The 12,842-nt window shown below is 60.7% G+C and carries 10 protein-coding genes; 7 read left to right on the top strand and 3 right to left on the bottom strand.

Features of this window, described 5'->3' with window-relative positions; genetic code table 11:
* Positions 1 to 367: 367 nt before the first annotated feature.
* From gmk to MLC70_RS16095, 4 genes are all read left to right on the top strand, one after another.
* Positions 368 to 1,000, top strand: a complete 633-nt coding sequence (gmk, locus tag MLC70_RS16110) for a guanylate kinase (protein ID WP_248185379.1) — start codon at positions 368 to 370, stop codon at positions 998 to 1,000.
* 89 nt (positions 1,001 to 1,089) lie between these two features.
* Positions 1,090 to 1,302 carry a DNA-directed RNA polymerase subunit omega gene (rpoZ, locus tag MLC70_RS16105; RefSeq protein ID WP_248185378.1) on the top strand — a complete coding sequence of 71 codons (213 nt, stop codon included), beginning with the start codon at positions 1,090 to 1,092 and terminating at the stop codon, positions 1,300 to 1,302.
* Between the two features lie 176 nt (positions 1,303 to 1,478).
* Positions 1,479 to 3,611 (top strand): RelA/SpoT family protein, encoded by a 2,133-nt coding sequence (locus MLC70_RS16100; protein ID WP_248185377.1) that lies wholly within the window; start codon positions 1,479 to 1,481, stop codon positions 3,609 to 3,611.
* An 84-nt stretch (positions 3,612 to 3,695) separates the two neighbouring features.
* Positions 3,696 to 4,082: a RidA family protein gene (locus tag MLC70_RS16095; RefSeq protein WP_248185376.1), complete on the top strand. Its 387-nt coding sequence runs from the start codon at positions 3,696 to 3,698 to the stop codon at positions 4,080 to 4,082.
* Here the strand turns inward: MLC70_RS16095 and MLC70_RS16090 are convergent.
* Positions 4,066 to 4,941, bottom strand: coding sequence for an NAD-dependent epimerase/dehydratase family protein (locus tag MLC70_RS16090; RefSeq protein WP_248185375.1), 876 nt, complete (start codon positions 4,939 to 4,941; stop codon positions 4,066 to 4,068). The two genes, MLC70_RS16095 and MLC70_RS16090, sit on opposite strands and share 17 nt — an antisense overlap.
* Before the next feature lie 89 nt (positions 4,942 to 5,030).
* Here MLC70_RS16090 and MLC70_RS16085 point away from each other — a divergent pair, with 89 nt between their 5' ends.
* From MLC70_RS16085 to MLC70_RS16075, 3 genes are all read left to right on the top strand, one after another.
* Complete coding sequence (locus tag MLC70_RS16085) at positions 5,031 to 5,990, top strand: hydrogen peroxide-inducible genes activator (protein WP_248185374.1); 960 nt, start codon at positions 5,031 to 5,033, stop codon at positions 5,988 to 5,990.
* An 8-nt stretch (positions 5,991 to 5,998) separates the two neighbouring features.
* Positions 5,999 to 8,074, top strand: coding sequence for an ATP-dependent DNA helicase RecG (gene recG / locus MLC70_RS16080; protein ID WP_248185373.1), 2,076 nt, complete (start codon positions 5,999 to 6,001; stop codon positions 8,072 to 8,074).
* Between the two features lie 128 nt (positions 8,075 to 8,202).
* Positions 8,203 to 9,567, top strand: coding sequence for an aminoacyl-tRNA deacylase and HDOD domain-containing protein (locus MLC70_RS16075; protein WP_248185372.1), 1,365 nt, complete (start codon positions 8,203 to 8,205; stop codon positions 9,565 to 9,567).
* Positions 9,568 to 9,906: 339 nt separating this feature from the next.
* Here MLC70_RS16075 and MLC70_RS16070 read toward each other — a convergent pair whose 3' ends face one another.
* Entirely contained in the window at positions 9,907 to 10,362 is a 456-nt protein-coding gene (locus MLC70_RS16070) for a DUF2489 domain-containing protein (RefSeq protein WP_248185371.1), read from the bottom strand.
* 17 nt (positions 10,363 to 10,379) lie between these two features.
* On the bottom strand, positions 10,380 to 12,686 hold the full coding sequence (locus MLC70_RS16065; protein ID WP_248185370.1) for a molybdopterin-dependent oxidoreductase: 2,307 nt from the start codon (positions 12,684 to 12,686) through the stop codon (positions 10,380 to 10,382).
* Between the last annotated feature and the right edge of the window lie 156 nt (positions 12,687 to 12,842).

Here is a 12,842-nt window from a genome sequence, read left to right as displayed (position 1 = left end):
AATCAGTGGCAGCTTTCGCGTGGAATGGGTGGCAGGCTTCGTCTGGAATCAGTGGCAACCTTGGTCTGGAATACGCAGTTTCCCACTTATCCCAGTTTATAATCATGGGTAGTAACCGATTGGGCCGATCAGAGATAAAGTTTCTATCCATGGGTAGTAAAATGGGTAGTATTGGGTGAAGATCGATGCAAAAACTAAGGCAAGCATCTGTTTTTAAAGACTTTTAAATTATTATTCTTCGAGCAGGTGCAGAACCTGGAGTAAGGGATTTCCGCATCGTGTATAATTTCGCCCCTTGTTATTGCGGCCGCGGTTTGTGATCGGTGACGTGTCGCGAAAATCAGACAGATCCGGAGTGTTGTGCGCCATGAGCCAGGCAGTTGAACAGGGTACCCTCTACGTGATTTCCGCCCCGTCCGGGGCCGGCAAGACCAGCCTGGTGGCTGGGATGCTGCGCAACGACGGCAGGCTGGGCGTGTCGGTGTCTCACACCACCCGCCCGATGCGCGAGGGTGAGCAGCACGGGGTCAACTATCATTTCGTCAGCCGGGACGAGTTCGAGGCCATGATCGGCCGTGGCGACTTCCTTGAGCACGCGGATGTGTTTGGCAATTATTACGGCACGTCCCAGGTCTGGGTGCGGGAAACACTGGCGACAGGTCAGGATGTGATCCTCGAGATCGACTGGCAGGGCGCCGAGCAGGTGCGCCGGTTGATTCCCGAGTGTGTTGGCATCTTTATTGTGCCGCCGTCCGCGGAGGTGCTGCGTGAACGCCTCACCGGTCGCGGTACCGACGCGCCGGAGGTGGTGGAGCGCCGGCTGGCGGAGGCCGCCGATGAATGCAGCCATGCGGTGGAGTTCGACTACCTCGTGGTCAATGACAACTTCGACGTGGCCCTGGCGGACCTGCTGGCGATTGTTCGTGGCCAGCGTTTGCGCATGACCGCCCAGCAGGCTCGTCACGCGGTGTTGCTGTCCCGGCTATCCAGCCGCGGCTGAACCGTTTTCCGCTGTATACAAAGCGGGCTGGTCGCAGTAAACTAATCGGTCTGCTAGATCAGTCATCTTATTTTTTTGTCGGGGAAGTTATGGCACGAGTTACCGTTGAAGATTGTCTTGAACACGTCGATAACCGTTTTCAACTGGTTATGCTGGCTACCAAGCGCGCCCGCCAGATTGCCACCAAGGGCTTCGAGCCGATGGTCGCCGAAGAGAATGACAAGCCCACCGTCATTGCTTTGCGCGAAATTGCTGAAGGCAAGGTCAGTCGCAGCCTGCTGACCGAAGACGACGACGAGTAAGTTGTCGGGCAGGTCGGGTCGGTAGAAATACCTGCCTCCCTGTCACAAGCATTGAAATCTGTCCCCGCGGTTTTATAGTGTAACGATAAGGCGTGGGTAGACGGACAGCGGAAGGACCCGGATGCGTGCATTCGGGTTTTTTTGTTCCTGGTTCATGAACGGACGTTGGAGGCGCGGTGTCGGCAGAGGCGACGGTTGAAGGGCTGGCGAAAGAGCTCAGCTCCTATCTCGATACGCATCGGATCAATCAGGTGCGACGGGCCTATTATTACGCCGAACAAGCCCACGAAGGCCAGATGCGCCGCAGTGGCGACCGCTACATCACCCATCCTCTTGCCGTTGCTCACATTCTTGCCGATCTGAAGCTGGACCATCAGAGCCTGATGGCCGCCATGCTCCACGATGTGATCGAGGACACGGGTATCCCCAAGGATGCGCTGTCTGACCAGTTCGGTGACGACGTCGCGGAGCTGGTCGACGGTGTGAGCAAACTCACCCAGATCGAGTTCCGTTCCCGTGCTGAGGCCCAGGCCGAGAATTTCCAGAAAATGACTCTGGCCATGGCCCGGGACATCCGCGTGATTCTGGTGAAACTCGCAGACCGCCTGCACAACATGCGCACCCTGGGGCCCATGCCCTATGAGAAGCGCCAGCGGATTGCCAACGAGACTCTCGATATCTACGCCCCCATCGCCAACCGGCTCGGCATGCACTCCATCTGCACGGAGCTGGAGGATCTGGGTTTTGCCTCCCTGTACCCCATGCGTTCCCGCTACATTTCCAAGGCGGTGGACAAGCTGCGGGGCAGTCACCGGGAAATCATTGACGAGATCCGCGGCAAGCTGCAGGAAAAGCTGGAAGAGCGAGGTATGCCCGGGCGGATTCTGGGGCGCGAGAAGCACCTGAACAGCATCTACAACAAGATGAAGTTCAAGCAGAAGTCGTTCCACGAAATCATGGACGTGTACGCCTTCCGCATCATCACCGACACGGAAGACGACTGTTATCGTATCCTCGGCGCCGTGCACAGCCTTTACAAGCCATTGCCGGGGCGGTTCAAAGACTACATCGCCATGCCCAAGGCCAATGGCTACCAGTCTCTGCACACCACACTGTTCGGCATGCATGTGAACATCGAGATCCAGATCCGCACCGAGGAAATGGAGCACATCGCCAATAACGGCATTGCCGCCCACTGGATGTACAAGAACGAGCCGTCCAGTGTGACCAGCGTGAACCAGTCGCGGGTGGATCGCTGGGTGAAGGGTCTGATGGAAATGCGGGAGCGCGCAGACGACTCCCTGGAATTCATCGAGCACGTGAAGGTCGACTTGTTCCCGGATGAGATCTACGTGTTCACCCCCAAGGGCAAGATCATGGAATTGCCCAGCGGTGCCACACCAGTGGACTTCGCCTACGCCATCCACACCGACATCGGCAACGCCACGGTGGCCTGTCGGGTCAACCGCAACCTGGGCTCCCTGAGCCAGCCGCTGCAGAGCGGGCAGACCGTGGAAGTCATTACCGCCCCCGGCGCCCGCCCCAATCCGGCCTGGCTGAGTTTTGTGGTCACCGGCAAGGCCCGCAGCAGCATTCGTCATGTGCTGAAGAACCAGAAACGGGCCGAATCCCTGGAGTTGGGCAAGGCGCTGCTGAAGAAGTCCCTCAAAGGTTTCGGTACCAGCCTTTCGAAAATCGGCGAGAGCCAGGTCGAGGCGGTGGTCCGCCACAATCAGGTCAGCAGCCTGGACGATCTGGTGAGCGAAATCGGCCTCGGTAACCGCATGGCCTATCTGGTGGCGCGCCAGCTGGTCAGCGGTGCGGAAGTGGATGCAGACACCGCGCCCCAGGTGCCGTCGGAAGGCAGTCCGGTCACCATCCGCGGAACAGAGGGCTTGCTGGTGCGTTTCGCCAGTTGCTGCAAGCCGATCCCCGGCGACCCGGTGGTGGGTGTGATGGATTCCGGCAAAGGCATGATGATTCACTCCGATACCTGCTCCCGTCTGCCGGACGATAACGATGGCCGCGCGCGCCTGACCCACCTCAAGTGGGCGAAGGATATTACCGATGAATTTTCTGTGGAACTGCGGGTGGAGCTCGAGCGCCAGCGCGGCGTGATTGCCGAAGTGGCCAACGCCGTGGCCATGGCCGACGGCAACATCGAGCGCATCAACGTCGAGGAACAGAACGCCCGGCTCGGAGTGGTCAGCCTGGTGGTTCATGTCAATGGTCGCCGGCACCTTGCACGGGTCATGCGGCGTATCCGCAATATCCGCGCAGTGACTCACATCAACCGGGTACGCCATTAATCCGGGGGCAGGCGATTCGCTGGTTGACAGGCCGCGCTCCGAGGGGAGACGATTGGCCTTTTGGAAGAAAGGAACCCAAAGGTCATGACCAACAAATCAATCATCCAGACTGAGAATGCACCTCAGGCAATCGGTACCTATTCCCAGGCAGTCAAGGCTGGAGATACTGTGTACCTGTCTGGCCAGATTCCTCTGGTGCCGGAAACCATGGAAGTGGTCGCCGGTGATTTTGCCGCCAAGACCCGTCAGGTGTTCGAGAACCTGAAAGCGGTCTGTGAGGCGGGTGGCGGTGAGCTGAAAGACATCGTCAAGCTCAACATCTACATGACTGACCTGGCCAACTTCGCCACCGTCAACGAAATCATGGCGACCTATTTTCAGGAGCCTTATCCCGCGCGCGCGGCGGTCGGCGTCGCGGCACTGCCCAAAGGTGTCCCCATCGAGATGGAAGCGGTTATGGTGTTGAGCTGATCGCGATCATTTCCCGGTAACCGACCCGGAAATCCGGATAGCGGAAGCGAAAACCGCTCTCCAGCAAGCGCTGATTGCTGCACCGCTTGCTCCCTGCGCGCCCGCCTTTGCGGGCGTTTTCCGTTGGCGGTGCGCACGGCACCTGCTGCCGCACCCAGGCAACCACCTCATCCAGCCGCACCGGCTCGCAATCACTGGCCACGTAGCAGTCTTCCACAGGTTCCCCTGCCAGAGACTGGTGGGTCAGGTGGGCGATTGCCGCCGCTGCGTCGACCTCGTGAATACGGTTGCTGAACGGGGCCGGACTGGCCGGGTCCATGCCGCCGGCAATGACTTCCTCCAAAAAACGTTGGCGGCTGGGCCCGTAGATGCCGCTGAAACGAACCACGGTGGCAGGAAAGCCGCTGCCAAGCGCTGTTCGCTCACCGGTGACAATGGTTTGCCCGCTGAATCGCGCCGGCTCTGCCGGGCTGTGTTCGTCAACCCAGGAATCGTCGTTCTGGGCGTACACGCTGGTGCTGCTGATGAAGATCAGACGCTTCAGGGGTTGGTCCTGCAGCGCGTCCAGCAGGTTCTGAAGGCCGGTAACGTAGGCATTGCGGTAGCCCTGTTCATCGTAACTGGCGGGTGTCAGGCAGTAGATCACTACATCAAGACCTTCGGGGAGCACCCGGGTGACCTGCTCGGCGCGGGTCAGGTCGGCCTTGAGAGGGCGAATGCCCGACGGCACCTCGGCAGGGTTCCGCCGCAGGCCGAACACCTCGGCGCGGTCCGTCAACAGCGTGGCAATGGCGCCCCCGAGCTTGCCGCAACCCGCCACCAGAATTCGTGGAAGTTTATTGCTTTCAGTGATTGCCATAGACAATTTCAATCCTTATGCTTTGGCTTATCAAGACAGAGCGCGATGATTGCCCCTCTGCCCTGGACGAATTCTGACCGGAGCTCACCATGACTCTCACCGAGTTACGATACGTTGTTACCCTCGCACGGGAAAGGCATTTTGGCCGCGCCGCAGAGCGCTGTCACGTCAGTCAGCCGACCCTGAGTGTGGCCGTAAAAAAGCTGGAGGACGAGCTGGGCATTCCGCTGTTTGAGCGCAGCAAGAGCAGTATCCGGGTGACCGAAACCGGCCAACGGATTATCGAACAGGCGCAGCGGGTGCTGGATCAGGTGGGCGTGATCAAGGACATGGCTCAGGATGGCAAGAACCAGCTCAATTCGCCCCTGAGGGTTGGCGCCATCTACACCATCGGCCCCTATCTGTTCCCACATCTGTTGCCGGAACTGCGCCGCGCGGCGCCGGACATGCCGCTGTTCATCGAGGAGAATTATACCGCCAGCCTGCGCCAGAAACTGCGCCACTCGGACCTGGATGCCATCATCATTGCCCTGCCGTTCGAGGAACCGGAGGTGGTGACCCTTCCGCTGTATGACGAGCCGTTTGTGGTATTGCTGCCTGCCGGTCATCCGTTGACCGAGAAAGAGAGCCTGACGGCGGAGGAACTGGCCAGGGAACAACTGCTGTTGCTGGGCCCCGGACACTGCTTCCGCGATCAGGTGCTGGAATCCTGCCCGCCTCTGGTCGATGCGGTGACCCGCAACGCCAGTGCAGCAGCACCGGCACTGGTCACTGAGGGCAGTTCCCTGGAAACCATTCGGCATATGGTGGCCTCTGGCCTCGGCATCACAGTGCTGCCGTTGTCTGCGGCTACGGCCATGCAGTACCACGAGGACATTCTGGCGGTGCGGCCGTTTGCGGCTCCGGTGCCTTTCCGCACCGTGGCGCTGGCGTGGCGGGTGACCTTCCCCCGCCCGAAAGCCATTGATGTGTTGTCGCTGGCGGCCAGCCAGTGTCGCGTCATCGAGAAGGCGAAAACCGATACCCCCGCGGCGGCCACGGACACCTGAGGTCGCTCATGACGTCACTGGACGACATCCCGGTCACCGCATTGAAGGGCGTAGGAAGCGCCCTGGCGGACCGGTTGGCAAAACTGGGGATTCAATCCCTGCAGGATCTACTGTTTCATTTGCCCCATCGTTATGAAGATCGTACCCGGATAGTGCCCATGGGCAATCTGCGCATTGGCGATGTCGGAGTGGTGGAAGGGGAGGTGGTCAAAACCGATCTGGTAATGGGGCGCCGTCGCAGCCTGCAGGTGACCCTGAAAGACCAGAGCGGGTTTCTGGTGATGCGTTTTTTCCATTTTAATGCCGCCCAGAAAAACCAGCTGACCGAGGGTGCTCGGGTGCGTTGTTTCGGAGAAGTTCGCCCGGGTCGTGCCGGATACGAGTTCTATCACCCGGAATACCAGACCGACCCGCCGCCGATGCCTGCGGAAGGGCAGGCGACGCTGACGCCGGTCTATCCCCTGACCGAGGGCATTCAGCAGCCGCGGGTCCGATCCCTGTGCCAGCAGGCACTGACTTACCTGAAACGCTACCCCATTCATGACTGGTTGCCGCCGGGGTTGCTGGCGGATTATCAGCTACCGGGTATAACCGAAGCGGTGGAGCTGGTGCACGCGCCCCCGGCCACGGCACCGGTGCATCTGCTGATGGAAGGCCGGCATCCGGCGCAGCAACGCCTGGTGATGGAGGAGCTGCTCGCCCACCAGCTCAGCCTGCTGCAGGTGCGCGAACAGATCCAGGCGCGCCAGGCCCTGCCGCTGCTGCCCACCGGTGATCTGGTGGACCAGTTTCTGGAAGAACTGCCCTTTCGCCTGACCGGGGCCCAGCAGCAGGTGGTGCGTGACATTCGCCAGGATCTCAGCCAGCCATTGCCGATGTTGCGGCTGGTGCAGGGGGACGTGGGATCCGGCAAGACGGTGGTGGCCGCGCTTGCCGCACTACAGGCGATCGGGGCCGGCGCCCAGGTGGCATTGATGGCGCCAACGGAGATACTGGCGGAACAGCATTACCAGAATTTCTGCAGCTGGCTGGAGCCTCTGGGTATCCGTCTGGCGTGGTTGTCCGGCAAGGTCAAGGGCAAGGCCCGTCGTGAAGCACTGGAGCAGGTCGGCAGCGGTGAGGCCCGTGTAGCCATCGGCACCCACGCGCTGTTTCAGGACGAGGTGGTGTTCAACCGTCTGGCGCTGGTGATTGTGGACGAGCAGCACCGTTTCGGGGTTCATCAGCGCCTGGCGTTGCGGGAAAAAGGCGTAGGCGGCACCCTGGCACCCCACCAGTTGATCATGACGGCCACGCCAATTCCCCGCACCCTCGCCATGAGTGCTTACGCCGATCTCGATACCTCGGTGATTGACGAACTGCCCCCCGGCCGTAAGCCGATCGAGACCGTGACCATTCCGGACAGTCGCCGGGAAGACGTGATCGGGCGGGTGCGCAATGCCTGCCGGGAGGGGCGTCAGGCCTATTGGGTGTGCACCCTGATCGAGGAATCCGAAGCGCTGCAGTGTCAGGCGGCCGAGGTGACCGCGCAGGAACTCACCGAGCGCCTGCCGGACCTGTCCGTGGGGCTGGTTCACGGTCGCCTGAAGGCGGCAGAAAAAGCCGCAATCATGGCGCAGTTCAAGAATGGTGAGCTGGATTTGCTGGTGGCGACTACAGTGATAGAGGTGGGGGTGGACGTGCCCAACGCTTCGCTGATCATCATCGAGAACCCCGAGCGGCTGGGGCTGGCCCAGTTGCATCAGTTGCGGGGCCGGGTGGGGCGGGGCGAGCAGGCCAGTTTCTGCGTGCTGATGTATCACCCGCCGCTATCGCAGAACGGCAAGGCCCGCCTGCAGGCGCTGCGGGACAGCCAGGATGGCTTTTTCATCGCCGAGAAAGACCTCGAGATCCGTGGTCCGGGTGAAGTGCTGGGCACCCGCCAGACTGGCATGATGCAGTTCCGTCTGGCGGACTTCGAGCGGGACAAGGGCTGGATCGAGCCGGTTCGTGCCATGGCGCCGTCATTGATGGCAGATTCGCAACGGGTCAATGGTCTGGTGCGTCGCTGGTTGGGTGAGAGGGTCCGGTATGGTGACGTTTAGCGGTAGCCGCGCGCAGGAACGCAGGATTAACCCGGGTTAGATCAAAACCCCGGGTGTTTTACTGCCGTATACTGAAGAAACGACCATCTTGCCCTGCGTGGGCACCTTATTGTGTTTTGGAGAGGCTTATGGAATTACCTGTTGTGGTCCGGCAGGCACTGGGTGAAACCGCGGGGGAGGTGTCTCTGCGGGATGTCAGCCAGGCCCGTAACGACCAGCTGCTGAGAATGGTGTTGCTCAGTGACGAACAGGGAAACCTTCAGGCGGTCTGCCGGCAGGATGATCTGCTTGATATCAATGCCCTCAATCAGCAGCTGGGGCGGGATCTTCAGGTCATGAAACGCCGTGATCAGGTACGAGCGCAGGAACGTGCCGGGCTGGCCGAGCTGCCGGCGTTGCCGTCACTGACCGGCTGGCCCAGCGTGGTGGACGAGCGGGTGGACAGCCTGCAGGCCGTGGCGCTGTCGCTCGGCGCACAAAATCTGGCCATGGTCATGCCCGCTGCAGATTTCCGTGCGTTAACGGCCAATGCCGAGCGGGCTGCCTTTGCCGTTGTGCCGGAGACCATTGGCGTTAATCTGGATCGTCCCGAACGGGATCGGGACCAGCTTCATTCAGCCATCAAGAAGTTCACCGGCCTGCGGATACAGCAACGGCTGGAAGATACCCTGGAGCTGCCACCCCTGCCGGAAACGGCTCAGCGGATCATTCATCTGCGGGTCAATCCCAACGCCGTGATGGGCGACCTGGTGGACATTGTGGAGAGTGATCCGAGCCTTGCCGCCCAGGTGGTCAGCTGGGCGTCATCCTCTTTTTACGCCGCGGCGGGGCAGGTCAAATCCGTTCACGACGCGGTTTCCCGCGTGCTGGGTTTTGATCTGGTGATGAATCTGGCCATGGGGCTGGCGCTGGGGCGCGCCCTGAAACAGCCTCAGGATCACCCTGAGGGGTATGTGGATTACTGGCAGCAAGCCATCTGGCAGGCCCAGTCAGCCGGTATTCTGGCCAGCATGATGCCCCGCACTGAGCGCCCAGCCTTTGGCCTGGCCTATCTCGCCGGGCTGCTTCACAACTTCGGCTATCTGGTGCTCGCCCAGGTCTTTCCGCCACACTTCACGCTGGTGTGCCGATCGCTGGAAGTGAATCCCGGCATGGACTCGTCGGTGACCGAACATTACCTGCTCGGCATTACCCGTGAGCAGATTGCGGCGGAACTGATGCAGAACTGGGGGATGCCGGACGAAGTGACCCTGGCCATCCGCTACCAGAAGAACCCCGGCTACGATGGCCCTCACAGCGTCTACGGCAAATTGCTGTGGCTGGGGCGCCAGTTGCTGGCCACGCGGGGTGTGGCCATTGGCGCCGGCGAGGAGGTATCGCCGGCCTTCTACGCATCGCTGGGACTGGACAAGACCAGAGTGGAGGAGCAATTCGACGAGCTGGTCAATAACAAGGCCAGTATCATGGCCATGGCCGGCATGATGACCTCCTGATTCGACGTTTTCGCAACCCGAACCCGCAAAAAAGCCGGCCCTTAGGCCGGCAAGCTCACCCGCTTGTTGCAGAGTCGTCCAAACTTTTCAGGAGAAAACAACGCAAGGTGTCCGCAGAGAATGGTTCGGGCCACCTTGTCTTTAAATCTAGCTCATGAAGTCGGAAATAAAAGTCAACCCTTCCGCCAGAATGACCCTGATCAACGTGTCACATTTTTTTCATATCGGAATGCGTTGATTTCCAATACTAAATGGCGCGATCCCCGGGCTTTTCTGTTACAAAAAATTACAATCAGGTCTGGAAACAGCCAGTTGGACACTTCGTGAACAGGCGCTTCCTCAGAAGGCGTGCTGTCGGAGCGCGGTGGCGGCGCGGCGGATGGTGTCCGCATGCTGTTTTTCCAGGGCCAGCCGCTCCTGATCCATCTTTTCAATGAAGCGGGTGTCGGTGGCCTGTCGCGCCTGGTGGGTGGGCATGTGCTGCAGCTGGTCGGATATTTCCCGGAAGATACGGTAAGGTGACCGCTCCAGCAGCTCCGGCGCCACGTGATCCAGCAGGCCCTTGAGGCGCAGGCAGGCCTCCGAGTACTCCACCTGATCCTCTTCTACCGCCATGGCGATTACCTGAATGCTCTCGACCATGGATTGTCTGCGTTTTTCGCGGAACGCACGGTTCTTGTCATCCCGCCGCCGGCTCAGGCTGAGCAGCCGGCTCTGGCGCACAATGAAGGCAATCAGGGTCGCGATTGCCAGCAGACCCGCGATGATCAGTGTCCATTGCAGCCACAGGGGCATGGGTAACTCCTTTTGCGTCAGGCGCGTTTACGCTGACGTTCCGCACGCCAGACCTTAACCTTCACTTTCTGTCCATTGAGTACGGAGGTACCCACCAGCGGATCAGTCTGTTGGTCGCTGAGCACATCATTGATACTGGCGCCCGCATGGGCGGCGGCCACGGTCTGGCCAGTGCCTTCGCGGTGGTGACCCCACCCATGGGGCACCGAGACCACCCCCGGCATGATGTCTTCGGTAATCTCCACCGTCAGTACAATGTTTCCTTTGACCTCTGGCGCCTGGGAGGTGACCTCCGCCGAGTCCCCGGCCTGCAGGCCACAGCGGGCGGCATCTTTCGGATGAATCATCAGAGTGCAGCGGTCCTTGCCTTTCACCAGTCGCTGGCTGTTGTGCATCCAGGAATTGTTGCTGCGCACGTGACGACGGCCAATCATCAGCAAGTCCTTGCTGACCGGGCTGGCCAGCAGGGCGTGCAGGCGATCCAGATCCTGCAGATAGCGCCGTGGTGCCAGGTTGACCTTGCCATCCCGGGTAAACAGGCGTTCCGGCATGCAGGGGCGCAGGGCGCCGAGATCCACACCGCTGGGATTGTCGCGCAGTGCCCTCAGTGACAGCCCTTTGGGCAGGTCCTGCCAATGGCGGTTCAGCGGGCTGAGTTTGGCCAACCCCTGCAACGGATGACGCTTGGGCAGGATGTCCATCACCAGATCGATGGCCGGTTGCACCAGGCCGCGAGCCGGCCCGATATCCGCGCCGTAAGGGCCGGAGCGCAGCAACAGATCCAGAAGAGTGTCGGGCCCGATCTGCTTGAATGCCCGCCAGCCCAGCTCCGCGCGCAGCGGCAGTCGACCGCCCTTGCGGTTTCTCTCCAGACGGTGCGCCAGCTCCAGCAGGATTTGCCAGTCATGGCGGGTATCCTTGCCGGCATCGAACAGGGCATCGCTGTATTTGGCAACGTTGCGCACCGCGAACATGCTGAAAATCAGGTCGTAATGGCTACGCTCAAGCGCCGCGGTCGGTGGCAGGATTACATCGGCATGGCGGGTGGTCTCGTTCAGGTAGTAATCCACCGAGACCATGAAGTCCATGCCCTCCAGCGCCTGATCCAATCGCCCGCCATTGGGGTTGGACAGCACCGGGTTACCGGCCACGGTCACGAACGCCTTGATCTGGCCCTCGCCCGGAGTGAGCATTTCGTCGGCCATGGTACTGGCCGGGTACTCACCGGCAAATTCCGGCAGCTTTTTTACCCGGCTGAAGCGGTTACCGAAATGCCCCTGCTGGCCCGACAGGCCGCCCAGGGCGATCAGATCGATGGCCGGCTGGGTGAACATCATGCCGCCGGTGGCATCGAGCTTGCCGGTGAGAATGTTCAGGCAATAGGCCAGCCAGGTCGCAACGCCACCGAACGCCTGGGTGCTGGTCCCCATGCGGGTATACAGAGCGGCTTTGCGGGTGTTGGCGAGCTGGCGCGCCAGTTCCCGAATGTCGTCGGCACCCAGGCCGGTGTGTTCGCTGACCGCTTCCGGCGTAAAGGCCAGGGAAGCCAGGCGCAGCAGATCCACATCCTTGGTCCAGTGTTCCGCATGGCCCAGGTTCACCAGGTTTTCATCAAACAGGGTATGCACCATGGCCATCAGCAACAGGGCATCGGTGCCCGGGCGGATGAAGTGGAACTCGTCCGCCAGCTTGCCGGTTTCGGTGCGCCGCGGATCCACCACGACCATCTTGCCGCCACGGCTTTTCAAGGCTTTCAGCCGGCCGCGCACGTCCGGCACCGTCATCAGGCTGCCATTGGAGGCCATCGGATTGGCGCCAATGCAGATGAACAGGTCGGTGCGGTCGATGTCCGGGATCGGGAACAGGATCTGGTGCCCGAACATGTCGAGGCTGGCCAACATGTGGGGCAGCTGATCGTTGGAGGTGGCGGAGAACCGGTTCTGACTGCCGATGGCCCGCAGAAACGGCATGGTGGCAATCAGCGAGCCGTGGTTGTGCACATTGGGGTTGCCCAGGTACACGCCAATGCTGTTGCGGCCATGTTCCTTGCGCACCCGGTGCAGGCGGTCGGCCACCAGATCGAAGGCCTCGTCCCACTCCATTTCCTGCCAGCCGCTGGCGGTGCGGCGAACCGGTTTTTTCAGGCGATCCGGATCTTCGTGCAAGTCCTGCAGGGCCACGGCTTTGGGGCAGATATGCCCATGGCTTAACGGATCCTCCTCATCGCCTTTGATCGAGGTGATGTGCCCGTCCTGAACCTCGATGGCAACGCCGCACATGGCTTCGCAGAGGTGGCAGGTACGATAGTGGGTGCCGTTTTCCATGGTTTCGCTCTCCAGGTGATTTTTGTTGTCTGACTGTTATAAGCACAGGCCAGCGGGTGCGGGGTTCCGGAATTCAGGAGTTGGTTTCAACAGGCAACCAGATTAGCAGGAAATGCTGCCGAGGGGAAAAGTCCGAACGGGAAGAAACCCCACGAA

The organism is Marinobacter goseongensis (genome assembly GCF_023156235.1).
Lineage (GTDB): Bacteria > Pseudomonadota > Gammaproteobacteria > Pseudomonadales > Oleiphilaceae > Marinobacter > Marinobacter goseongensis.
The sequence above is the reverse complement of the archived record's forward strand: the minus strand, read 5'-3'. Positions and strand labels throughout refer to the sequence as shown.